At 72.7% G+C, this 22,044-nt stretch carries 18 protein-coding genes and 1 pseudogene; 14 read left to right on the top strand and 5 right to left on the bottom strand.

The window, feature by feature from the left end; genetic code table 11:
• The first annotated feature begins 230 nt into the window (after positions 1-230).
• The 5 genes from lpdA to ACIGXE_RS03765 all read left to right on the top strand — a co-directional run bounded on the left by lpdA (position 231) and on the right by ACIGXE_RS03765 (position 8,221).
• Positions 231-1,619 (top strand): dihydrolipoyl dehydrogenase, encoded by a 1,389-nt coding sequence (gene lpdA, locus ACIGXE_RS03785; RefSeq protein WP_399742491.1) that lies wholly within the window; start codon positions 231-233, stop codon positions 1,617-1,619.
• A gap of 59 nt (positions 1,620-1,678) precedes the next feature.
• Positions 1,679-3,472, top strand: coding sequence for a 2-oxoglutarate dehydrogenase, E2 component, dihydrolipoamide succinyltransferase (gene sucB, locus ACIGXE_RS03780; protein WP_399742488.1), 1,794 nt, complete (start codon positions 1,679-1,681; stop codon positions 3,470-3,472).
• A 121-nt stretch (positions 3,473-3,593) separates the two neighbouring features.
• The gene (locus ACIGXE_RS03775) at positions 3,594-4,217 is read left to right on the top strand and encodes a GntR family transcriptional regulator (RefSeq protein ID WP_365347387.1); all 624 of its coding nucleotides are present in this window, start codon (positions 3,594-3,596) and stop codon (positions 4,215-4,217) included.
• A 297-nt stretch (positions 4,218-4,514) separates the two neighbouring features.
• A complete protein-coding gene (gene aceE / locus ACIGXE_RS03770; protein ID WP_399742483.1) occupies positions 4,515-7,211 on the top strand; it encodes a pyruvate dehydrogenase (acetyl-transferring), homodimeric type in 2,697 nt (898 codons plus the stop codon).
• 47 nt (positions 7,212-7,258) lie between these two features.
• On the top strand, positions 7,259-8,221 hold the full coding sequence (locus tag ACIGXE_RS03765; RefSeq protein WP_399742480.1) for a helix-turn-helix transcriptional regulator: 963 nt from the start codon (positions 7,259-7,261) through the stop codon (positions 8,219-8,221).
• Here the strand turns inward: ACIGXE_RS03765 and ACIGXE_RS03760 are convergent.
• The gene (locus ACIGXE_RS03760; protein WP_399742477.1) at positions 8,212-9,141 is read right to left on the bottom strand and encodes an SDR family oxidoreductase; all 930 of its coding nucleotides are present in this window, start codon (positions 9,139-9,141) and stop codon (positions 8,212-8,214) included. The two genes, ACIGXE_RS03765 and ACIGXE_RS03760, sit on opposite strands and share 10 nt — an antisense overlap.
• Positions 9,142-9,240: 99 nt before the next feature.
• On the opposite strand from ACIGXE_RS03760, the gene ACIGXE_RS03755 reads away from it, so the two are divergent.
• Entirely contained in the window at positions 9,241-9,762 is a 522-nt protein-coding gene (locus ACIGXE_RS03755; RefSeq protein WP_399743738.1) for a DUF4240 domain-containing protein, read from the top strand.
• A gap of 63 nt (positions 9,763-9,825) precedes the next feature.
• Here ACIGXE_RS03755 and ACIGXE_RS03750 read toward each other — a convergent pair whose 3' ends face one another.
• Positions 9,826-10,620: an SDR family NAD(P)-dependent oxidoreductase gene (locus ACIGXE_RS03750; RefSeq protein ID WP_399742474.1), complete on the bottom strand. Its 795-nt coding sequence runs from the start codon at positions 10,618-10,620 to the stop codon at positions 9,826-9,828.
• Between the two features lie 85 nt (positions 10,621-10,705).
• Between ACIGXE_RS03750 and ACIGXE_RS03745 the strand changes: the two are divergent.
• Positions 10,706-11,388 (top strand): annotated as a pseudogene (locus ACIGXE_RS03745) (TetR family transcriptional regulator); the annotation flags it as partial.
• A gap of 288 nt (positions 11,389-11,676) precedes the next feature.
• Here the strand turns inward: ACIGXE_RS03745 and ACIGXE_RS03740 are convergent.
• Positions 11,677-12,177 carry a GNAT family N-acetyltransferase gene (locus ACIGXE_RS03740; protein ID WP_399742471.1) on the bottom strand — a complete coding sequence of 167 codons (501 nt, stop codon included), beginning with the start codon at positions 12,175-12,177 and terminating at the stop codon, positions 11,677-11,679.
• A gap of 47 nt (positions 12,178-12,224) precedes the next feature.
• Here ACIGXE_RS03740 and ACIGXE_RS03735 point away from each other — a divergent pair, with 47 nt between their 5' ends.
• A complete protein-coding gene (locus ACIGXE_RS03735) occupies positions 12,225-13,163 on the top strand; it encodes a TIGR01777 family oxidoreductase (protein ID WP_399742468.1) in 939 nt (312 codons plus the stop codon).
• Between the two features lie 172 nt (positions 13,164-13,335).
• On the top strand, positions 13,336-14,637 hold the full coding sequence (locus tag ACIGXE_RS03730; RefSeq protein ID WP_399742465.1) for an NAD(P)/FAD-dependent oxidoreductase: 1,302 nt from the start codon (positions 13,336-13,338) through the stop codon (positions 14,635-14,637).
• A 197-nt stretch (positions 14,638-14,834) separates the two neighbouring features.
• On the opposite strand, the gene ACIGXE_RS03725 is transcribed toward ACIGXE_RS03730, so the two are convergent.
• A complete protein-coding gene (locus ACIGXE_RS03725; RefSeq protein WP_399742462.1) occupies positions 14,835-16,313 on the bottom strand; it encodes a regulator in 1,479 nt (492 codons plus the stop codon).
• A gap of 328 nt (positions 16,314-16,641) precedes the next feature.
• Here ACIGXE_RS03725 and lipB point away from each other — a divergent pair, with 328 nt between their 5' ends.
• From lipB to ACIGXE_RS03705, 4 genes are all read left to right on the top strand, one after another.
• Positions 16,642-17,475 (top strand): lipoyl(octanoyl) transferase LipB, encoded by an 834-nt coding sequence (gene lipB / locus ACIGXE_RS03720; protein ID WP_399742460.1) that lies wholly within the window; start codon positions 16,642-16,644, stop codon positions 17,473-17,475.
• A gap of 102 nt (positions 17,476-17,577) precedes the next feature.
• The gene (lipA, locus tag ACIGXE_RS03715; protein ID WP_399742457.1) at positions 17,578-18,546 is read left to right on the top strand and encodes a lipoyl synthase; all 969 of its coding nucleotides are present in this window, start codon (positions 17,578-17,580) and stop codon (positions 18,544-18,546) included.
• 158 nt (positions 18,547-18,704) lie between these two features.
• Positions 18,705-18,914 (top strand): hypothetical protein, encoded by a 210-nt coding sequence (locus ACIGXE_RS03710; RefSeq protein ID WP_399742454.1) that lies wholly within the window; start codon positions 18,705-18,707, stop codon positions 18,912-18,914.
• A gap of 10 nt (positions 18,915-18,924) precedes the next feature.
• Positions 18,925-19,635 carry a DUF4191 domain-containing protein gene (locus tag ACIGXE_RS03705; protein WP_399742451.1) on the top strand — a complete coding sequence of 237 codons (711 nt, stop codon included), beginning with the start codon at positions 18,925-18,927 and terminating at the stop codon, positions 19,633-19,635.
• 187 nt (positions 19,636-19,822) lie between these two features.
• Here ACIGXE_RS03705 and ACIGXE_RS03700 read toward each other — a convergent pair whose 3' ends face one another.
• Positions 19,823-20,290 (bottom strand): RDD family protein, encoded by a 468-nt coding sequence (locus ACIGXE_RS03700; RefSeq protein WP_399742448.1) that lies wholly within the window; start codon positions 20,288-20,290, stop codon positions 19,823-19,825.
• A gap of 232 nt (positions 20,291-20,522) precedes the next feature.
• Between ACIGXE_RS03700 and glnA the strand changes: the two genes are divergently transcribed.
• Positions 20,523-21,932, top strand: coding sequence for a type I glutamate--ammonia ligase (glnA, locus tag ACIGXE_RS03695; protein WP_399742446.1), 1,410 nt, complete (start codon positions 20,523-20,525; stop codon positions 21,930-21,932).
• Positions 21,933-22,044 lie beyond the last annotated feature (112 nt).

Raw genomic sequence — 22,044 nt, 5'->3', positions numbered from 1 at the left:
GTTCGCCCGCGACGAAATCCGTAGCTTCGTACGCCCGCGTTACCCGTCCGTACGGACGATCAGCCGGTCTCATCCACCGGCCCCGCGTCCCGCCGTCCGGCAACAAGTGCGAAGATGGGTTCTCGGCAGGACAGGGCCCCCACCACAGGGCCGAAGAAAATGCGGCCGGAACCAGCCGCCGCCCCGTCACCGCAGACGGGCGACGAGCGCACATGCATGGAGGACGTGACGTGGCGAACGACGCCAGCACCGTTTTCGACCTAGTGATCCTCGGCGGCGGTAGCGGCGGTTACGCCGCGGCGCTGCGCGGAGCGCAGCTGGGCCTGGACGTCGCACTGATCGAGAAGAACAAGCTCGGCGGCACCTGCCTGCACAACGGCTGCATCCCGACGAAGGCCCTGCTCCACGCCGGCGAGGTCGCCGACCAGGCGCGCGAGGCGGAGCAGTTCGGTGTCAAGGCCTCCTTCGAGGGCATCGACATCAAGGCCGTGCACAAGTACAAGGACGACGTGATCTCGGGCCTCTACAAGGGTCTGCAGGGTCTGGTCGCCTCCCGCAAGGTGACGTACATCGAGGGCACCGGCCACCTGTCCTCCCCCACCACCGTCGACGTGGACGGCCGCCGCGTCGAGGGCCGTCACGTCCTCCTCGCCACCGGTTCCGTGCCGAAGTCGCTGCCCGGCCTGGAGATCGACGGCAACCGGATCATCTCCTCGGACCACGCCCTCACCCTGGACCGGGTCCCGGAGTCCGCGATCATCCTCGGCGGCGGCGTCATCGGCGTCGAGTTCGCCTCGGCGTGGAAGTCCTTCGGCACCGACGTCACCGTCATCGAGGGCCTCAAGCACCTCGTGCCGGTCGAGGACGAGAACAGCTCCAAGCTGCTGGAGCGCGCCTTCCGCAAGCGCGGCATCAAGTTCAACCTGGGCACCTTCTTCCAGTCGGCCGAGTACACCGACAACGGAGTCAAGGTCACCCTGGCCGACGGCAAGACCTTCGAGGCCGAGGTGCTGCTCGTCGCCATCGGCCGTGGCCCGGTCTCGGCCGGTCTCGGCTACGAGGAGCAGGGCGTCGCGATGGACCGCGGCTACGTCCTCGTCGACGAGTACATGCGCACCAACGTGCCCACGATCTCCGCGGTCGGCGACCTGGTCCCGACGCTCCAGCTCGCGCACGTCGGCTTCGCCGAGGGCATCCTGGTGGCGGAGCGGCTGGCCGGTCTGAAGCCGGTGCCGATCGACTACGACGGCGTGCCGCGGGTGACGTACTGCCACCCGGAGGTCGCCTCCGTCGGCATCACCGAGGCCAAGGCCAAGGAGATCTACGGCGCGGACAAGGTCGTCGCCCTGAAGTACAACCTCGCGGGCAACGGCAAGAGCAAGATCCTGAAGACCGCGGGCGAGATCAAGCTCGTGCAGGTGAAGGACGGTGCCGTGGTCGGCGTCCACATGGTCGGTGACCGCATGGGCGAGCAGGTCGGCGAGGCGCAGCTGATCTACAACTGGGAGGCGCTGCCGGCCGAGGTCGCGCAGCTCATCCACGCCCACCCGACGCAGAACGAGGCGCTCGGCGAGGCCCACCTGGCCCTGGCCGGCAAGCCTCTGCACTCCCACGACTGACGCTCACGTCATAGGGCGCGACGACCACTTTCCGCAATTCGTTAGGAGCAACTGAAACCATGTCGGTTTCCGTAACCCTGCCGGCGCTCGGCGAGAGCGTCACCGAGGGCACCGTCACCCGCTGGCTCAAGGCCGAGGGTGAGCGTGTCGAGGCCGACGAGCCGCTGCTCGAGGTCTCGACCGACAAGGTCGACACCGAGATCCCCGCCCCCGCCTCGGGCATCCTGGCCTCCATCAAGGTCGCCGAGGACGAGACGGTCGAGGTCGGCGCCGAGCTGGCCATCATCGACGACGGCACCGGCGCCCCGGCCGCGGCTCCGGCCCCGGCCGCCGAGCCCGCCGCCGCTCCGGCTCCGGCTCCGGCCGCCGCCCCGGCTCCGGCCGCCGAGGCCCCCGCCGCCGCCCCGGCCCCCGCGGCCGAGGCTCCGGCCGCCGCCCCGGCCGGTGGCGCCACCGGTACGGACGTCGTGCTGCCCGCGCTGGGCGAGTCCGTCACCGAGGGCACCGTCACCCGCTGGCTGAAGTCGGTCGGCGAGACCGTCGAGGCGGACGAGCCGCTGCTCGAGGTCTCCACGGACAAGGTCGACACCGAGATCCCGGCCCCGGCCTCCGGTGTGCTGCTCGAGATCGTCGTCGGCGAGGACGAGACCGCCGAGGTCGGCGCCAAGCTGGCCGTCATCGGTGCCGCGGGTGCCGCTCCGGCCGCCGCCCCGGCCCCGGCCGCTCCGGCCCCCGCCGCCGCTCCGGCCCCGGCCCCGGCTCCGGCCCCCGCCGCCGCTCCGGCTCCGGCCGCCCCCGCCGCTCCGGCTCCGGCTCCGGCGCCCGCGCCGGTGGCTCCGGCCGCCCCGGCCCCGGCCGCCCCGGTCGCCGCTCCGGCCCCGGTCACCCCGGCTCCGGCCGCCCCCGCCGCCGCACAGCCGGCGGAGGACGGCGCCTACGTGACCCCGCTGGTCCGCAAGCTCGCCACCGAGAACGGTGTCGACCTGGCGACCGTCAAGGGCTCCGGCGTCGGCGGCCGCATCCGCAAGCAGGACGTCCTCGCGGCCGCCGAGGCCAAGAAGGCCGCCGCTGCCGCTCCCGCCGCCGCCCCGGCCGCCGCCGCTCCGAAGGCCCCCGCCCTGGAGGTCTCCCCGCTGCGTGGCCAGACGGTCAAGATGACCCGCATGCGCAAGGTCATCGGCGACAACATGATGAAGGCGCTGCACGGCCAGGCCCAGCTGTCCTCGGTCGTCGAGGTCGACATCACCAAGCTGATGAAGCTGCGCGCCCGCGCCAAGGACGCGTTCGCCGCCCGTGAGGGCGTCAAGCTCTCCCCGATGCCGTTCTTCGTGAAGGCGGCGGCCCAGGCGCTGAAGGCCCACCCGGTCATCAACGCCCGGATCAACGAGGACGAGGGCACCATCACGTACTTCGACTCGGAGAACATCGGCATCGCCGTGGACTCCGAGAAGGGTCTGATGACGCCGGTCATCAAGGGTGCGGGCGACCTGAACATCGCCGGCATCTCCAAGGCCACGGCCGAGCTGGCCGGCAAGGTCCGCGCCAGCAAGATCACGCCGGACGAGCTGTCCGGTGCGACCTTCACCATCAGCAACACCGGCTCGCGCGGTGCGCTCTTCGACACGATCATCGTGCCCCCGAACCAGGTCGCCATCCTGGGCATCGGTGCCACGGTCAAGCGTCCGGCCGTCATCGAGACCGCCGAGGGCACCGTCATCGGCGTCCGCGACATGACCTACCTGACGCTGTCGTACGACCACCGTCTCGTGGACGGCGCCGACGCTGCCCGCTACCTGACCGCCGTCAAGGCGATCCTGGAGGCCGGCGAGTTCGAGGTCGACCTGGGTCTGTAAGGCACGCGGCCGAAAGGCAACGTAACAAGCCTCACCTGCGGCGCCCCCGCCCGGATGTGTTTCCGGGTGGGGGCGCCGCCGTATTGTCTAAGTGTCCAGTGACTCCTAAGGAGCGGCCCCCATGACCATGCCCGTCGTCCATTCGCTGCGCGAGCAGATCCGCGAGCACATCGTGGAGGGCATCGTCAGCGGCCGCTGGAAGCCGGGCGAGCGCATCGTGGAGCGACGGATCGCGACGGAGCTGGAGGTCTCGCAGACCCCGGTCCGGGAGGCGCTGCGCGAGCTGGAGTCGCTGCGGCTGATCGAGTCGGCGCCCAACAAGGGTGTCCGGGTGCGCAATCTGACGGCCGCGGACCTGGAGGAGAGCTATCCCGTCCGGGCGGGTCTGGAGCAGATCGCGGCGGAGCTGGCGGCGGGCCGGCTCGCGGCGGACTGCTCGGCGCTGGAGCCGCACGTGGCCGCCCTGTACGAGGCGGACGCGGCCTCGGACGGCACGGCGCAGGTGCGGCACACGGTGGCCTTCCACCGGGAGCTGGTGAAGGCGGCCGGGAACAGCGTGCTCCTGCACACCTGGGAGGGCCTGGGCATCGAGGTCTTCACGGCGCTGTCGATCCGCTGGCTGGGCACGGTGCAGAAGTCGTACGCGGAGGAGCACGAGGAGCTGGTGGAGGCCTTCCGCCGGGGCGACCCGAACATCGGCGCGCTGGTGAAGGCGCATGTGCTGGGGTGCGCGCCGAGGGCCTGATTCCGGCCACCGGAGTCCTGAGCGGGTCTGTGTCGAACAGGCCCGCTCATTCGTGCGTCAGGGCTCTCAACCGCTCTCCGACCTGCGCCGATCCTTCGAAAACAAGGCACCGGGTGCCCAGTTTCGCGGCACCCTGTGCCGACTTTCTCGTTCCGGGGAAGTTTTTCGCTTCAACGCTTTGATCGATCATCGATCGGCGGCTTACAGTCTTCGGCGGGCCGCACCCCGGCCCTTCGCCCTGTCCTGCCAGACAAGGCCCCTTTATCTCCACCCCCACCTGTCCGGAAGGCGGCGATCATGACCGATCCCGTAGGCAAGATTCCGAGCGAGCTCGACCAGCTCCCGGACCGTGACACCGAGGAGACCGCCGAGTGGGCGGCCTCCCTCGACGCCGTCACCAAGGCCGCCGGCCCGCACCGGGCCGCCTACCTGATGCGCCGCACGCTCCAGCACGCCGAGGGCGCGGGCCTGGCCCTGCCCAAGCTGCTGGAGACGGACTACGTCAACTCCATCCCCACCTCCGCCGAGCCGGTCATCGACGGCGACGAGGAGATGGAGCGGAAGATCACCGCGTGGAACCGCTGGAACGCGGCCGCGATGGTCACCCGCGGTGCCAAGCACGGCGTCGGCGGCCACATCGCCACCTTCGCCTCCGCCGCCTGGCTCTACGAGACCGGCTTCAACCACTTCTTCAAGGGCAAGGAGGGGGACGGCTCCGGCGACCAGCTCTACATCCAGGGCCACGCCTCCCCCGGCATCTACGCCCGTGCCTTCCTCGACGGCCGCCTCGACGAGACGCACCTCGACAACTTCCGGCAGGAGTCGGGCGGCAACGGCCTGCCCTCCTACCCGCACCCGCGGCGCCTCCCCTGGCTGTGGGAGTTCCCCACCGTCTCCATGGGTCTCGGCCCGCTCTCCGCGATCTACCAGGCGCGCTTCAACCGCTACCTGACGAACCGCGGCATCAAGGACGTCTCCGCCTCGCACGTCTGGGCCTTCCTGGGCGACGGCGAGATGGACGAGCCCGAGTCGACGGCGGCCCTCGCGCTGGCCGCCCGCGAGGGTCTGGACAACCTGACCTTCGTCATCAACTGCAACCTGCAGCGCCTCGACGGCCCGGTCCGCGCCAACTTCAAGATCGTGCAGGAGCTGGAGGCCCAGTTCCGCGGCGCCGGCTGGAACGTGGTCAAGTCCCTGTGGGGCAACGCCTGGGACGAGCTGTTCGCGCTCGACACCACCGGCGCCCTGGTCCGCCGCCTCCGCGAGGTGCCGGACGCGCAGGTCCAGACGTACCAGACCCGCGACGCCGCCTACATCCGCGAGGACTTCTTCGGCAAGGACCCGGCGCTCGTCGAGATGGCGAAGCTGCTGTCCGACGACAAGATCCTCGAGTGCTTCCACCTCTCCCGTGGTGGCCACGAGCCGCGCAAGGTGTACGCCGCGTACAAGGCCGCCCTGGAGTTCAAGGGCGCGCCGACGGTGATCCTGGCGCAGACCGTCAAGGGCTTCACCCTGGGCGAGGGCTTCGCGTCGAAGAACGCGAACCACCAGATGAAGAAGCTGACGACGGACGAGTTCAAGACCATGCGGGACCTGCTGGACCTGCCGATCTCGGACTCCCAGTTCGTCGACGGCGTGGTCCCCTACGGCCACCCGGGCGCCGACTCCCCCGAGGTGCGCTACCTCCAGGAGCGCCGCGCCGCCCTCGGCGGCCCGGCCCCGGCCCGCCGCACGCACGCGCTCGCGCCGCTGCCGGCCCCGGCCGAGAAGGCCTTCGCCGCCTTCGACAAGGGCTCCGGCTCGCAGTCCGTCGCCACCACGATGGCCTTCGTGCGTCTGGTGAAGGACCTGGTCCGCGACAAGGAGACCGGCAAGCGCTGGGTCCCGATCGTCCCCGACGAGGCCCGCACCTTCGGCATGGAGTCCCTCTTCCCCTCGCTCGGCATCTACTCGCCGAAGGGGCAGACGTACGAGCCGGTCGACCGCGACCAGCTGATGTACTACAAGGAGGCCGTCAACGGCCAGATCCTGAACGAGGGCATCACCGAGGCCGGCTCGATGGCCGACTTCATCGCCGCGTCCACCGCGTACGCGACGCACGGCGAGGCGATGATCCCGTTCTACATCTTCTACTCGATGTTCGGCTGGCAGCGGACCGCCGACCAGATGTGGCAGCTCGGCGACCAGCTCGGCCGCGGCTTCCTCGTCGGCGCCACCGCCGGCCGCACCACCCTGACCGGTGAGGGCCTGCAGCACGCCGACGGCCACTCCCCCGTCATCGCGGCCACCAACCCGGCGGCGCTGACCTACGACCCGGCCTTCGCCTACGAGGTCGCGGCCATCGTCAAGGAGGGCCTGCGCCGCATGTACGGCGAGGTGGCCGAGGGCGAGGACCAGAACGTCTTCTACTACCTCACCGTCTACAACGAGCCCATGCCGCAGCCGGCCAAGCCGGCCGGGGTCGACGAGGGCATCGTCAAGGGCCTCTACCGCTTCAACACGGCCGAGTCGGCCGGCCTGGAGCTCCCGGCGAACGCCCCCCGCATCCAGCTGCTCTCCTCCGGCACGGCCATCCACTGGGCCCTGGAGGCGCAGAAGCTGCTCGCCGCCGAGTGGGGCGTGGCCGCCGACGTGTGGTCCGCGACCTCCTGGACCGAGCTGCGCCGTGACGCGCTGGAGGCCGACGCGGCCCTCCTGCGCGGCGAGGAGCGCGTCCCGTACATCCGCCAGGCCCTGGAGGGCGTGGACTCCCCGGTCCTCGCCGTCTCGGACTACATGCGCCAGGTCCCGGACCAGATCGCGCAGTGGGTCGAGCAGGACTACACCTCGCTGGGCGCCGACGGCTTCGGTCTGTCGGACACCCGTGAGGCCGCCCGCCGCCACTTCGGCGTCGACGCCCAGTCGATCGTCGTGGCCGCCCTCGCCCAGCTCGCCCGCCGCGGCGAGGTCCAGGCGACGGCCGTGAAGGAGGCGCGGGAGCGCTACGGCCTGTAAGAGGCCCCTCGTTCCCCGAGGCGGGCGGCACGCATGATGATGGGTTCATGCGTGCCGCCCGCCTCATCAAGTTGGTGCTCCTGCTCCAGTCCCGGCCCTCGATGACCGCCGCCGAGCTCGCCGCCGAGCTGGAGGTGTCGGAACGCACCATCACCCGGGACGCGCTCGCCCTCTCCGAGGCCGGCGTGCCGGTGTACGCGGACCGGGGGCGGGCGGGCGGGTACCGGCTGATCGGCGGGTACCGGACGCGGCTGACGGGGCTCGCGCGCGGGGAGGCGGAGGCGCTGTTCCTGTCCGGGCTGCCGGGGGCGCTGCGGGACATGGGGCTCGCCGACGCGGCCTCGGCGGCGCGGCTGAAGGTCTCGGCGGCGCTGCTGCCCTCGCTGCGGGACGCGCCGGAGGCGGCGGGGCGGCGCTTCCATCTGGACGCCCCGGCCTGGTACCAGGAGCCGGAGACGCCCGAGGCGCTCGCGCCGCTCGCGGAGGCGGTCTGGGACGACCGGCCGGTGCGGGCCCGCTACCGGCGGGGCGACGGCGAGGTGGCACGGGAGCTGCAGCCGTACGGGCTCGTCCTGAAGGCGGGGGTCTGGTACGTGTGCGCGCGGGCCGGCTCCTCGTACCGCACCTACCGGGTGGACCGGTTCGCCGAGGTGACGCTCGGCGAGGGGCGTTTCGAGCGGGATCCCGACTTCGATCTGGCGGCGTTCTGGACCGAGCGCTCGGCCGCGTTCGCGCGGTCGCTGCTGCGGTCCGAGGTGGTGCTGCGGCTCACGGCGGCCGGCGCGCGGCGGCTGCCTTACGTGACGGACCGTGCGGCGGCCGAGGAGGCGCTGGCCTCGGGGACCGCCGGGGCGGACGGCCGGGTCCGGGTGGTGCTGCGGGTGGAGAGCGAGGACGTGGCGTTCGGCCAGCTGCTCGGGCTGGGCCCGGAGGCCGAGGTGCTGGCCCCGGCGGCGCTCCGCGAGCGGTTCGCGGAGGCCGCCCTCGGCCTGGCCGCGCTCTACCGGTAGGCGTCGACGGAGACGTCCGGGTCCGTCTCCCGGGCGACCAGGAAGCCCCACGCGTCCGGCCGCGAGCCGTCCGCGTCGGTGAAGCCGTACTCCCTCGCCAGCTGTCCGCTGGACAGGGACTGCCCGGTCCAGCGGGCCCGGTCGGGGTCGGCGGCGAGCGCGGCGACGGCCCGGCCCACGTACACGGGCGACTCGGCGACGGCGAAGTCGGGGACGTCCTCGGTGGCGTCGCGCCAGTTCTCCTCGGTGACGCCGAACCCGGCGAGCATCTGCTCGGACCGGAGCCAGCCGGGGGTGACGGAGACGGCGGTGCCGCCGTACTCCTCCAGTTCCTTCGCGAGGCCGAAGGCCATCCGGATGGGTGCGTTCTTGGCGAGGTCGTAGAAGAGGTTCTCGCGGTACCGGGTGCCGTTGTACGCGGCGGTGCCGTCGGTGACCTCGACGACGAGTCCGCCCGGCCGGCGGATCAGCAGCGGCAGCAGGGTGTGGGAGGTGACGGCGTGCGTCTTCACGCCGAGTTCGAGCATCCTGAGGCCGCGGTCCAGGTCGATCTCCCAGGTCTTCCTGCCGAAGGACGAGCCGATGAGGTGCTCGCCGCCCCAGACGTCGTTGACGAGGACGTCGAGCCGGCCGTGGTCGCGGTCGATCCGCTCGGCCAGGGCACGGACCTGGTCGGCCTCCAGGTGGTCGGTGGGGACGGCGACGCCCTCGCCGCCCGCGGCGGTGACGAGCTCGGCGGTCTCCTCGATGGTCTCGTCGGCGCGGCCGACCTCGCTGAGCTTGTCGCGGGTGGTGCGTCCGGTGACGTAGACGGCGGCTCCGGCGGCGCCGAGCTGGACGGCGATGGCGCGGCCGGCTCCGCGGGTGGCGCCGGCGACGAGGGTGACACGGCCCGCGAGGGGCTTGGCTTCCTTGGTCATGCGGGCAGCCTGACAGGGAAATCCGACATCTTCTGTCCGGATTGTTTTCGGCCGTTTCCGGGTGCGTCGCCCCCCGCGAGCCACGATGCTTGTCCCGTGATGGACGAGACGGAGTTCTGGGAGATCATCGACTCCACCCGGGAGCGGGCGGAGGGCGATCCGGACGAGCACGCCGATCTGCTCGTGGAGCGGCTGACGCTGCTCGACCCGGATTCCGTCGTGGACTTCGCCCGCCATTTCGAGGCCCGCTACAACCGCGCGTACACGTGGGACGTGTGGGGCGCGGCTGCGGTGCTGCTGGACGGGGCGGCGGTCGAGGCCTTCGACTACTTCCGCTGCTGGCTCATCGCCCAGGGCCGGGAGGTCTTCGAGGGCGCGGTGCACGATCCGGACGCGCTGGCGGAGCTGCTCGTCGACTTCGACGAGGAGATCGACGGGGACGGCGAGGAGCTGGGCTTCGCCGCGGACGAGGCGTACGAGCGCCTGACCGGCGCCGAGACGCCGGACCTGGGGATCCCGCCGCCGGGCGCGGAGCCGGAGGGCACCCCGTTCGACCTCGACGACGACGGGGTGCTCGCGGCCCGCTTCCCGCGGCTGTGGGCCCGGTTCGGTCCCGGATAACGGGGGTTCGGGCCCCGGGACCGAACCGGGGTCTGTCGGCGCCCGGGGTGTCCGGGGCGCCGGTCAGAAGTGGGTGCCGCCGTCGATGCGGACCTCGGTGCCGGTGATGAACGCGCCGTCCTCGGAGGCGAGCATCGCGACGACGCCGGCCACGGTCTCGGGGCCGGCGAAGCCCTGGCCGAGGGCGGGGGCGAGCTTGGTGAAGAGGGACCAGTCGGTGTCCTCGGGCAGGCCGGGGCCGACGGACTGCCTGCTGGCGCCGGAGCCGTCGGTCATGCCGGAGGAGATGGACCCGGGCTGCACGGCGGTGAAGCGGATGCCCTGCTTGGCGTACTCGGCGGCGAGCGCGTGGGTCATGGACTGGATGCCGCCCTTGCTGGCCGCGTAGGCCGCCATGTACGGGTGGGCGAACATCGCGGACGTGGAGGAGAAGTTCACGACGGCGGAGCCGTTGCCCTCCAGGAGCGCCGGTATGGCCTCGCGGATCATCAGGAAGGTGCCGGTGAGGTTGACCCGGACGACCTGCTCGAAGGCGTCGAGGCTGGTCTCGTGGGTGTGCGAGGAGCGCAGGATGCCGGCCGCGTTGACCAGCACGTCCAGGCCGCCGAGGGCGGACACGGCGGCGGCGACGCCCTCGCGCACGGAGGCCTCGTCGGCGATGTCCACCACGACGGTGCTCAGCCGGTCGGCGGCGTCGCCGGCCTTCGCGACGGTGTCCTTGAGGCCGTCCTCGCTGATGTCGGCGGCGACCACGGTGCCGCCCTCCGCCAGCAAGCGCAGCACGGTGGCCTGGCCGATGCCGGAGCCGCCGCCGGTGACGAGTGCGCGGCGTCCTGCGTAGCGGGTCAGCTGGTTCATGACGACAACCTCTCGATGTCGAGTTTTCCGGGGCGATGCCACCGTACGCCTTAGTGGCACGTTTTGCCATAGCTGCATGACATGCATGCATGGCAGGCGAGCGCGTACGCTGGGTGGGTGAGCACGCCGCCTCGATCGCCCCGACCGCCCCGGCCCCTGACGCTGACCGAGCGCCGCAAGGCCGCCACCCAGCTCGACATCGCCCGCGCGGCCGCGGAGCTGTTCACCGAACGCGGCCCCGACGACACCACCGCCGAGGACATCGCCCAGGCGGCCGGCGTCGCGCTGCGCACGTTCTACCGCTACTTCCGCTCCAAGCAGGACGCCGTCGCCCCGCTCCTCGCGGGCGGCGCCGACCGCTGGCGCGCCGAGCTCGCCGCCACCGAGCCGGGCACGGCGCTGCCGGCGGCCCTGGAGCGGTCGATCGCCGGCTCCCTGGCGGCGGACGGCGAGGAGGCGGCGGAGGGCCTGCGCCGGACCCGCGGGCTGCTGCGCGCGGCGGAGCGGGACCCGGCGCTGCGGGCCGTCTGGTACCGGGTCAACCAGGAGTCGGAGGACCGCCTGCGCGAGGTCCTCGCCGGCCTCGCGGGCCCCGGCGCCGACCCCCTGGAGATCCGGCTCGCCGCCGCGGCGGCCACCGACGCGATCCGGCTCGCCCTGGAGACCTGGGCGGAGACGGACGCGCCGGTACGGGGCGAGGGCGCGCCGGCCGAGCTCGCGGTGCGCTGCCTGCGCGAACTCATGGGCGGCATGCGACTCCTCTCGCCCACGGCGACGGAGCCGGCGACGTCGGAGGCCGGACCGGCGGGGCCGGAGGCCGGAACGGCGGGGCCGGAGGCCGGAACGGCGGGGCCGGAGGCCGGAACGGCGACGTCGGAGGCCGGGCCGGTGGCACCGGAGGCCGGACCGGCGGGGCCGTCAGCGCCGAAGCCGGGCCGCGGGCGCCCGGAGTCGAGCCGTCGGGACCCTGACCGAACCGGCGGCCCCGGAAGCCGGACCGACGGCGCCGGAGGCTGAGCGCTTCGGAAGCGGCCCCCGGTCGCTTCCGAGGTGGCGTCAGTCGAGCAGTGACCGGCCCATCAGGACGTCGTCCACGTACTCCCCGTCGAGCAGGAGCTCGCCCGGCAGCACGCCCTCGACCGCGAAGCCCTCGGCGGCGTAGAGGGCGCGGGCCGGTGCGTTGCGGCCGAGGACCCGGAGGGTGATCCGGGTGGCGCCCTCGCCGCGGGCGCGGTCCATCGCGGCGCGCAGCAGCGCGCGGGCCACGCCCCGGCCCCGGGCGGCCTCGGCGACGGCGAGGCCCTGGATCTGCCGCACGTGGGCGTGGCAGGCCAGCGGGGTGGGCGGGACGAGCCGGAGGTAGCCGACGAGCTCCCCGGCCCCCGTCTCCGCGACCAGGTACTGCTCGGGCAGATGCCGCTCGTCGTAGAAGGGCCGCCCCGGCTCGGGGGCGGGCAGCACGGCGTGGAGGCGCGACCAGGTGGCCAGGTCGAGCGCGGCGAGGGCGCGCTCGTCGTCGCGCACGGCCCCGCGGATCCGTATCTCCGGCACGGTCATGCCGGTCACTGTGCCATGGCGGGCCCCGGAAGGGGCAGGATGGCGGCATGCAGCCCTCCTCGCAGCACTCGTCGCACCCGGCCCGGCCGTCCCGCAGGCGCGTGGCCGTCACCGGCGCGTCCGGACTCATCGGCTCCGCCCTCGTGCGCTCCCTGCGCGCCGACGGCCACGACGTGCTGCGGCTGGTCCGGCGGCCGGCCGCAGCGGCCGACGAGGTGGAGTGGGACCCGGCCCGGCTGTACGTGGACGCCGCCGGGCTCGTCGGGGTCGACGCGGTCGTGCACCTGGCGGGCGCCGGCGTCGGCGAGCGGCGCTGGAGCGAGGACTTCAAGAAGGAGATCCGCGACAGCCGGGTGCTCGGCACGCGGGCGATCGCCGAGGCGCTGGCCTCGCTGGCCACCCCGCCCGAGGTGCTGGTGTGCGGGACGGCCCTGGGCTACTACGGCGACACGGGCAGCCGCGCCGTGGACGAGAGCGCGCCCGCGGGCGAGGGGTTCCTGCCGTCGGTGTGCGTGGAGTGGGAGGCCGCGGCGGCGCCCGCCGAGGCGGCCGGCATCCGCGTGGCGTACGCCCGTACCGGCCTGGTGGTGGCCCGCGAGGGCGGTGCCTGGGGGCGGCTCTTCCCGCTGTTCCGGGCCGGGCTCGGCGGGCGGATGGGCGACGGCGGCCAGTACTGGAGCTTCATCTCGCTGCACGACGAGGTCGCCGCGCTGCGGCACCTGATGGACACTCCGGGACTGGCGGGCCCGGTCAACCTCACCGCGCCCGAACCGGTCACCAACCGGGAGGTGACGGCGGCGATGGGGCGCGTGCTGCGCCGGCCGGCCGTCCTCCACGTCCCGGCGCCCGCCCTGCGGGTCGTGCTGGGCGAGTTCGCGCAGGACGTGCTGGGCAGCCAACGGGTGCTTCCCGGGCGCCTGTTGGAGACCGGTTTCGACTTCGCCTTCCCCACCATCGACGACTCGGTGCGGTCCGCCGCCCGCTGACGGCCCGCCACCTCCCGTCCCGGGCGCGTGCGCTCCCCGTGCTGCGTGCACCCCCCTTACGCGCGGCGCCCGGCACGGGGCGCGCTGCCTACTCTCTTGCGAACTCGGGCATTCCGGGGGCGCGTCGGGGGCATAGGCCTCAAACCAGCCGCGCCGACCTGGGGAGGGGCACGTGCGCAAGGAATCGGACGTCGTCGTCGTGGGAGCCGGTCTCGCGGGACTCGCGACGGCTCATCAGCTGACCGGAGCGGGGCTGTCGGTCACGCTCCTGGAGGCCGCGCCGCGGGTGGGCGGCCGGATGGCGACCGACACCGTCGACGGCTTCCGGCTCGACCGCGTCGGACCGCTGTTCACCGTCCCGGAGGTCGAGGGCGTCCCGCTGCGCCCGTTCGCCCCGGGCGTGCTCGTGCACAGCGACGGACGGTACGGGCGGTGGGGCGCGCCGCACACCCCGTGGAGCACACGGGGCGCAGGGGGCTCGCGGGGCGTCGCGGGGGCCCGGGGAGTGGCGCGGGCCCTCGCGGGCGCGCCGCGCAGTCCGGCCGCCTCGCTCGACCAGGCGCGGCTCGGCGCCTCCCTGGTGCGGCTGGCCACGACGCCGCCGCAGCGGCTGCTCACCCGCACGGAGCGGACCGCCCGCGAGGCGCTGTCGGCCCGGCTGCCGGGGCGGACGGTGCAGGGGGTGCTGCGCCCGCTGCTCGCCGCGCTGCTCGGGGACCCGGACCTGGCGACCTCCAGCCGGCGGGCCGACCTCGCGCTGCGGTCCTTCGCGCGGGGGCGGCTCGGGGTGCCGGAGGGCGGCTCGGGCACGCTCGCGGAGCGGCTCGTGGCGGCGCTGCCGCCGGGGACGGTCCACACCGGCGTACGGGTCACGGAGGCGTCGATCTCGCGGGTGACGACGGCCGAGCACGGGGTGCTGCACTGCCGCTCGGTGGTCGTGGCCACGGGCGGGCGGTCCGCGGCCGAGCTGCTGCCGGGGCTGCGCGTGCCGGAGTACCAGGCGGCGACGGTGCTCCACCACACGGCGCCGGCCGCCCCCGGGACCGACCCGGTGCTGCTCCTGGAGTCCGATCCGGGCGGCCCGGTGGCCCACACGGCGGTGATGAGCACGGTGGACCCGACCCGGGCACCGGCCGGCCGGACCCTGATCACCTCGACGGTCCTCGGCACACCGCCCGACGACACCGAACGCCGGGTCCGCAAGCACCTGGCGACGCTGTACGGGGTGTCGACGGACGAGTGGGAGCTGCTGGGCCTGCACCACACCCCGCACGCCTTCCCGTCGATGCGGCCGCCGTTCGACCCGGAGCGCCCGGTGCGCGTCCTGGCGGGCCTCTACGTCTGCGGCGACCACCGCGCCACCGGCACCCCCGTCGGCGCCCTGTCCTCGGCCCGCCGCGTCACCACCGCCCTGCTGACCGACCTGGGCCTGCCGCTGCCCAGGACGGCGCCGGGGTCCGCGAAGGCGGCCTAGGTGTGCTGTCGTCGGCTCCCGTCGTCGCCGGAGGGCGGACCGGCGGCGTCAGGTGCGTACACACGCGCTCTCGCCGCACCGGGCACAAGCTCCCGTACGCCCAGTACCAGGCATCGCGCCCGGCACCCCGGGCGGGCGTCGCGGGGCAGGCGGGAGTCCGACGCCAGGCCCGGCGGCCGGTCCTCCCCGCACGGGCCCTAGCCGAGGGCGGCCACGCGGTCGCGGTAGCTGCGGACGGCGGGGGCGTCGCGGTAGGGCTCCAGGCGGCGCTCGAAGTCGCGGACGTACTCGACCGCGCGGGCCGAGCGCATCTCGGAGGCCTGCTGGGCGGCCTCGGCGCCGAGCGCGCAGGCCTGGTCGAGCTCGCCCAGCGCGAGCCGGGCGGAGGCGAGGACGACCCGGCAGAAGAGCCGGCTGCGGGCGTAGCCGGGGGCACGGAGCTGGAGGGCGCGCTCGGCGTGCTGGGCGGCGGCCCGGTACTGCTGGAGGTCGCGGTGGCAGTGCCCGAACTCGTCGGCGAGCTGGGCCTCGTCGAAGGACCGGGCCCAGTACGGCACCTCGTCGCCGGGCCGGGCCGCCTCCAGGGCGCGTTCGGCCCGGGCCAGCGAGGCGCCGCAGGCCCGGGACTCGCCGAGCACGCCGTGCCCGCGCGCCTCGACGGAGTGCAGCAGGGCCTGGACGACGGGCGGGGCGGCGGAGCCGACCCCCTGCTGGGCGACCCGGGCGAGCTGCACGGCCTCACGGCCGTGGCCCAGGTAGACGGCCTGGTGGCTCATGGTGACGAGGACGTAGGAGCCGTAGGCCCGGTCCCCGGCCGCCTGGGCGAGTCGCAGCGCCTGGACGAAGTAGCGCTGGGCGAGGCCGTGCGCGGCGATGTCGTACGAGGTCCAGCCGGCGAGCCGGGTGAGGTCGGCGGCCGCGGCGAAGAGCCGCCGCCCGACGCTCTCCCCGTACGTGCCGCGCAGCATCGGCTCCGCCTCGTGCTCCAGGTAGCGCACCAGGGCCTGGCGGGCGTGGCCGCCGCCGTAGGCGTGGTCGAGGGTGCGGAACAGCTCGCCGACGGAGCGCAGCGCGGCGATGTCGCCGCTGGAGACCCGCTGCCCCGGCCCCCGGTCGGTGCCGCGCTGACGGGGCACCGAGAACCGGCCCTGGAGCGGGACCCGCGGGTCGAGGGCGGGGGCCTTGGGGCCGGGTCCCATGGGCACGCCGCCGGAGGGTTCCCCGCGCGCCACCCGCTCGTCGGCCCGGCCGATCAGCCAGTCGCGGCTGGGCACGACCAGCCCGGCCGGGGTGAAGGCGATCTTCCGCAGCTCCGCGTGGCTGCCGGAGTCCTTGCGCCACAGCCCGCTGACGATGTCGACGGCCTCCTCCGGGGTCGCCGCGAACTCCAGCCCCGCGTAGACCGGCGCGCAGGCGTCGAGCCCGAGGTCCTGCGCCGAGAGCCGGCGGCCGAGCCGCCGGGTGAAGACCTCGGCGATCAGGGCCGGGGTGGTACCGCGCGGCTGCTGTCCGCGCAGCCAGCGGGTCACCGAGGTCTTGTCGTAGCGCAGGTCGAGGCCGTGCTCCAGGCCGAGCTGGTCCACCCGTCTGGCGAGACCCGCGTTGGAGAAACCTGCTTCGGCGATGAGCGCGGCGAGCTGGCGGTTCGGGATGCGCTGCGGGGGTCGTTCCGTCATCAGCTGTGCGGTCTCCTGCCTTCCGGGCCGGATGACAGCCCGTATGGACGCTCATGGCCCTCATGGAACGGCGTGAATTTAGCGGCACCTACCGCCCTGACCGCCACCTTCGCCCCACATTCATCCGATCGTGTGAGGAACCGGAGTGGGGGTTGCCGCAGCCCGATGACCAGCGGCGGTGTCCCGTCCGCCGGCGCACCTGCCGAAGGCCCGTTCGGTTCGTCGCCGTACAGTGGCATGGGCGCGAATGACGCATGGTGCCGTGCCGGCTCCCGCCCCGGGACGATCCCCGGAACCCGGCTCGCGGCACCCAGGAGGAGGCAAGGCCGTGAGTGAGCTGCGATTCGTCCGGATGGGCTTCGGCGCGGACGCCGTCGACTACCAGGTGGCCTGGGACAAGCAGCGCGAGGTGCACGCCGCCCGGTTCGCCGACGAGGTCGAGGACACCTGTCTGCTGCTGGAGCACCCGCCGGTGTACACCGCGGGCCGCCGCACCCTGGACAGCGAGCGCCCGCTGGACGGGACGCCGGTCGTGGACGTGGACCGCGGCGGCAAGATCACCTGGCACGGGCCCGGTCAGCTGGTGGGCTACCCGATCATGAAGCTGCCCCGCCCGGTCGACGTGGTCGCCCACGTCCGCCGCCTGGAGGAGGCGCTCATCCGCACCGCCGCCGAGTTCGGCGTGGAGACCAGCCGGGTCGAGGGCCGCAGCGGCGTGTGGGTGCTGGGCGACCCGGTCGAGCGGCGTCCGGCGCTGGGCGGACTCTCCCTGGACTTCGACCCGCGGCTGACCGACGAGGAGTTCGACCCGCGGCTCAACGGCCCGGAGTACGCCCCGTCCAACGCCGGCCAGCGCCGCGAGGACCGCAAGCTGGCGGCCATCGGCATCCGGGTCGCCAAGGGCGTCACCATGCACGGCTTCGCCCTGAACGTGAACCCGGACAACACCTGGTTCGACCGGATCATCCCGTGCGGCATCCGTGACGCGGGCGTGGCCTCGCTCGCCACCGAGCTCGGCCGGGACGTCACGATCGAGGAGGTGCTCCCGGTCGTGGAGAAGCACCTGAAGGACGTGCTGGAGAACGCGGACCTGAAGCCGCGCCCCGTCGAGCGCGAGAGCGCGGTCCAGGGCGAGCGGGAGACGGAGCGGGCCTCGGCCTGAGGAATGCCCACCCATGGCCACGGGTTGGCCATCGGTGAAGGGCATGGGAAGCAACGGGCGTACCCTGGTGTGCGCCGAAGAATCGAAGCTACAGGAGCCGATGTGTCCGCAGTCGCACCCGACGGACGCAAGATGCTGCGCCTGGAGGTCCGGAACAGCCAGACCCCCATCGAGCGCAAGCCCGAGTGGATCAAGACCCGGGCGAAGATGGGGCCCGAGTACAACAAGCTGCAGGGCCTGGTGAAGAGCGAGGGCCTGCACACGGTCTGCCAGGAGGCGGGCTGTCCCAACATCTTCGAATGCTGGGAGGACCGCGAGGCGACCTTCCTCATCGGTGGCGACCAGTGCACCCGGCGCTGCGACTTCTGCCAGATCGACACCGGCAAGCCGCAGGCCCTCGACCGTGACGAGCCCCGCCGCGTGGGCGAGTCGGTCGTCACGATGGACCTGAACTACGCCACCATCACCGGCGTCGCCCGCGACGACCTGGAGGACGGCGGCGCCTGGCTGTACGCCGAGACCGTGCGCCAGATCCACCAGCAGACCGCCGAGCGGGCCGCCGGCCGCACCAAGGTCGAGCTGCTCGCCCCCGACTTCAACGCGGTGCCGGAGCTCCTCGACGAGGTCTTCGCCTCCCGCCCCGAGGTCTTCGCGCACAACGTCGAGACCGTGCCGCGGATCTTCAAGCGGATCCGCCCCGGCTTCCGCTACGAGCGCTCGCTCGAGGTCATCACCAAGGCCCGGGACTACGGTCTGGTCACGAAGTCGAACCTGATCCTCGGCATGGGCGAGACCCGCGAGGAGATCAGCGAGGCCCTCCGGCACCTGCACGACGCGGGCTGCGAGCTGATCACCATCACCCAGTACCTGCGCCCCTCCGTGCGGCACCACCCCGTGGAGCGCTGGGTGAAGCCGCAGGAGTTCGTGGAGCTGAAGGAGGAGGCCGACGAGATCGGCTTCTCCGGTGTGATGTCCGGCCCGCTGGTCCGTTCGTCGTACCGGGCGGGTCGCCTCTACCAGCAGGCGATCGAGCGGCGCGGCGCGGTCGACAACGCCACCCAGGCCGTCTGAGCCGCCGTTCCAGGCATGACCTGATGCGGCCTTCCGTGGGTACGGAGGGCCGCATCAGGCTTTCATCAGTGTTTGACCGACGGGTCACGCCCTGGTAACACCAATCTGTGAGCCTGTTCTCACTCACCGCCACCGAACGTTCACGGAGGCCCTCGCCCATGCAGGCCGCGCACATCCGAGCCACCGCGTTCCCGTCCGTCACCGACGCCCTGCGGGCGGTGGAGACCCTGCTGCTCGCCCGCGGGCAGCGCACCGCCCGGCGTAACGCCTGGACGTCCGTCCTGGAGGACCGCCGCCGCGCGAAGGACCGCGTGGAAGCCCAAAACGTGATGGAGGCCGTGGCCGGTCGGGCCTCCCGGGCCACGTAAACTTCAGGACATGGCGAGGAAGGCAAACACGGGCGGCGCTGACGCCGCGAACCCCGGGCGACTGAAGCAGATCGCCCTCACGTACAAGATGACCCGGAAGGCCGACCCGAAGGTCGGTCTCGTCGTCGCGGGCGTGGGCATCGTCGTACTCGGTGTCCTCCTCGCGATCGGCTTCCTGATCGGTCACCCGGTCTACCTGGGCATTCTCGGCTTCGTCCTCGCCTTCCTGGCGATGGCGATCGTCTTCGGACGGCGCGCGGAGAAGGCCGCCTTCGGGCAGATGGAGGGCCAGCCGGGTGCCGCGGCGGCGGTGCTGCAGAACATCGGGCGCGGCTGGACCGTGACCCCCGCGGTGGCGATGAACCGCAACCAGGACGTCGTGCACCGGGCGGTCGGCCGCCAGGGCATCGTGCTGGTCGGCGAGGGCAACCCGAACCGGCTGAAGACGCTGCTCGCGGCCGAGAAGAAGAAGATGGCCCGCATCGCGGTGGACGTGCCGGTGACCGACATCGTCGTCGGCAACGACGAGGACGCCGGCCAGGTGCCGCTGAAGAAGGTCCGCACCAAGATGCTGAAGCTGCCCCGGCTGCTGTCCGGCCCGCAGGTGACGGCCGCCAACGACCGGCTGCGGGCGATGGGCGACCTGATGAGCAACATGCCGCTGCCCAAGGGTCCGATGCCGAAGGGCATGCGGATGCCGCGCGGCGGGAAGACGCGCTGAGCGCGGAGACCCGCGGACGAGTGACAAGAGGGGCGCCCCGGACCTGGTCGGTCCGGAGCGCCCCTTCTCGTCTTCTCGGCTCCCGTCGCGGCGTACGTCGTCCCGGCTACCGCCGCCGGGTACGTCGCCCCGGCTCCCGCCGCGCCGTGCGCCTGGTGTCAGCTCCGGCCGCGGCGTACGCCCGGTGTCAGATCCGGACCTGGACGGCGCCGGAGAACCGGTCGTGCAGGCCGCGGCCGTCACGGTCCCAGATGAGGGCCGGGATGGCGAGGCAGACCAGGAGGCTGCGCAGGACGACCCGGAGGAGCCCGAGGCGGCCGCCGTTCACGGAAACGACCCGGAGCCCGAAGAGGCGCTTGCCGGGGGTGGAGCCGACGGTGCCCACCGTGAGCACGCTCATGACCAGCAGGATGAGCAGGGCCCAGTTGCCGGTGGCCTGGTTGTAGCCGTGCGTGAGGAGGCCGTATGCGATCAGCATGCAGAGGGCCCAGTCGACGGCGAGGGCGCCGAGGCGGCGGCCGGGGCGGGCGATCGAACCCGGCCCCTCCTCCGGCAGACCGAGCTGCTGCCCCCGGTAACCGAAGTCCACGCCTGCTTCTTCGGCCGCGGCGCGCGGGCCGGAGAGCCATGATCCGAGTGCTTGCCTGTTGTCCACCCGACCACGGTACTGGGCCCGTTTTCGATCACTTCGGCCTGGGTGGCCGAGATCCCGGCGGCCTGTCACCGGTCCGGAGAACGCACCCGCCCCGGTTAACTTCGACGAAACAAATGGGTCATGCTTGAGAAATCCCGTCTGCCTATGGTCGGGTCCAGCGTGAGCCACCGCACTGGCCGCACGACCGAGCTGCAACCCCGCCCCTCCCCGGGCCGGGAGTAGGAGGAGTTGGATGTTCCAGAACGCCGACGAGGCCAAGAAGTTCATTCAGGACAATGACGTCAAGATGGTCGACGTCCGGTTCTGCGACCTTCCTGGCGTGATGCAGCACTTCACGATCCCGGCGACGGCGTTCGACCCGTCCGACGAGCTGGCCTTCGACGGTTCGTCGATCCGTGGCTTCCAGGCCATCCACGAGTCGGACATGGCCCTGCGCGCCGACCTGTCGACGGCCCGCCTGGACCCCTTCCGCCGCGACAAGACGCTGAACATCAACTTCTTCATCCACGACCCGATCACGGGCGAGCAGTACAGCCGTGACCCGCGCAACATCGCGAAGAAGGCGGAGGCCTACCTGGCCTCCACCGGCATCGCCGACACCGCGTACTTCGGCCCCGAGGCCGAGTTCTACGTGTTCGACTCGGTCCGCTTCGAGACCTCGGCGAACCAGGGCTTCTACCACATCGACTCCGAGGCCGGCGCCTGGAACACCGGCAAGGAGGAGGACAACCGGGGCTACAAGGTCCGCTACAAGGGCGGCTACTTCCCGGCCCCGCCGGTCGACCACTTCGCCGACCTGCGCGCGGAGATGTCCCTGGAGCTGGAGAAGGTCGGCCTGCAGGTCGAGCGCCAGCACCACGAGGTCGGCACCGCCGGCCAGGCCGAGATCAACTACAAGTTCAACACGCTGCTCGCCGCGGCCGACGACCTGATGCTGTTCAAGTACATCATCAAGAACGTCGCCTGGCGCAACGGCAAGACCGCGACCTTCATGCCGAAGCCGATCTTCGGTGACAACGGCTCGGGCATGCACGTCCACCAGTCGCTGTGGTCGAACGGCGACCCGCTGTTCTACGACGAGGCCGGCTACGCGGGCCTGTCGGACACCGCCCGCTACTACATCGGCGGCATCCTGAAGCACGCCCCGTCGCTGCTCGCCTTCACCAACCCGACGGTGAACTCCTACCACCGCCTGGTGCCGGGCTTCGAGGCCCCGATCAACCTGGTCTACTCGCAGCGCAACCGCTCCGCCGCCATGCGCATCCCGATCACGGGCTCGAACCCGAAGGCCAAGCGCGTCGAGTTCCGCGCGCCGGACCCGTCCTCGAACCCGTACCTCGCCTTCTCCGCCCTCCTCCTCGCGGGCCTCGACGGCGTCAAGAACAAGATCGAGCCGGCCGAGCCGATCGACAAGGACCTCTACGAGCTCGCCCCCGAGGAGCACGCGGGCGTCGCCCAGGTGCCGACCAACCTCGAGGCCGTCCTCACGGCCCTGGAGGAGGACAACGAGTACCTGCAGGCCGGCGGTGTCTTCACCCCCGACCTGATCGAGACCTGGATCGACTACAAGCGCACCCACGAGATCGCCCCGATCCAGCTGCGCCCGCACCCGCACGAGTTCGAGCTCTACTTCGACCTCTAAGCCGCAGGCTGTCCCGCGAGGGCCGTCATCCCGTTCCGGCGGGGTGACGGCCCTCGCCGCGTTTCTTACAGAAATGCGAACAGCTGACAAACTTTCGTACATACCTATGAGT

This window comes from Streptomyces sp. NPDC053431, assembly GCF_044544925.1.
In the GTDB taxonomy this organism is placed as follows: Bacteria; Actinomycetota; Actinomycetes; order Streptomycetales; family Streptomycetaceae; genus Streptomyces.
The sequence above is the reverse complement of the archived record's forward strand: the minus strand, read 5'-3'. Positions and strand labels throughout refer to the sequence as shown.

Bases quoted from the DNA above. Each gene is read 5' to 3' on its own strand.
- ACIGXE_RS03740 (WP_399742471.1), bottom strand. From the start codon at position 12,177: ATGACCGTGCCGGAGATACGGATCCGCGGGGCCGTGCGCGACGACGAG.
- ACIGXE_RS03725 (WP_399742462.1), bottom strand. From the start codon at position 16,313: ATGACGGAACGACCCCCGCAGCGCATCCCGAACCGCCAGCTCGCCGCG.
- ACIGXE_RS03765 (WP_399742480.1), top strand. From the start codon at position 7,259: ATGCGTGCCGCCCGCCTCATCAAGTTGGTGCTCCTGCTCCAGTCCCGG.
- glnA (WP_399742446.1), top strand. From the start codon at position 20,523: ATGTTCCAGAACGCCGACGAGGCCAAGAAGTTCATTCAGGACAATGAC.
- ACIGXE_RS03755 (WP_399743738.1), top strand. From the start codon at position 9,241: ATGGACGAGACGGAGTTCTGGGAGATCATCGACTCCACCCGGGAGCGG.
- ACIGXE_RS03760 (WP_399742477.1), bottom strand. From the start codon at position 9,141: ATGACCAAGGAAGCCAAGCCCCTCGCGGGCCGTGTCACCCTCGTCGCC.
- ACIGXE_RS03775 (WP_365347387.1), top strand. From the start codon at position 3,594: ATGACCATGCCCGTCGTCCATTCGCTGCGCGAGCAGATCCGCGAGCAC.
- ACIGXE_RS03750 (WP_399742474.1), bottom strand. From the start codon at position 10,620: ATGAACCAGCTGACCCGCTACGCAGGACGCCGCGCACTCGTCACCGGC.
- sucB (WP_399742488.1), top strand. From the start codon at position 1,679: ATGTCGGTTTCCGTAACCCTGCCGGCGCTCGGCGAGAGCGTCACCGAG.
- ACIGXE_RS03710 (WP_399742454.1), top strand. From the start codon at position 18,705: ATGCAGGCCGCGCACATCCGAGCCACCGCGTTCCCGTCCGTCACCGAC.
- aceE (WP_399742483.1), top strand. From the start codon at position 4,515: ATGACCGATCCCGTAGGCAAGATTCCGAGCGAGCTCGACCAGCTCCCG.
- ACIGXE_RS03735 (WP_399742468.1), top strand. From the start codon at position 12,225: ATGCAGCCCTCCTCGCAGCACTCGTCGCACCCGGCCCGGCCGTCCCGC.
- ACIGXE_RS03705 (WP_399742451.1), top strand. From the start codon at position 18,925: ATGGCGAGGAAGGCAAACACGGGCGGCGCTGACGCCGCGAACCCCGGG.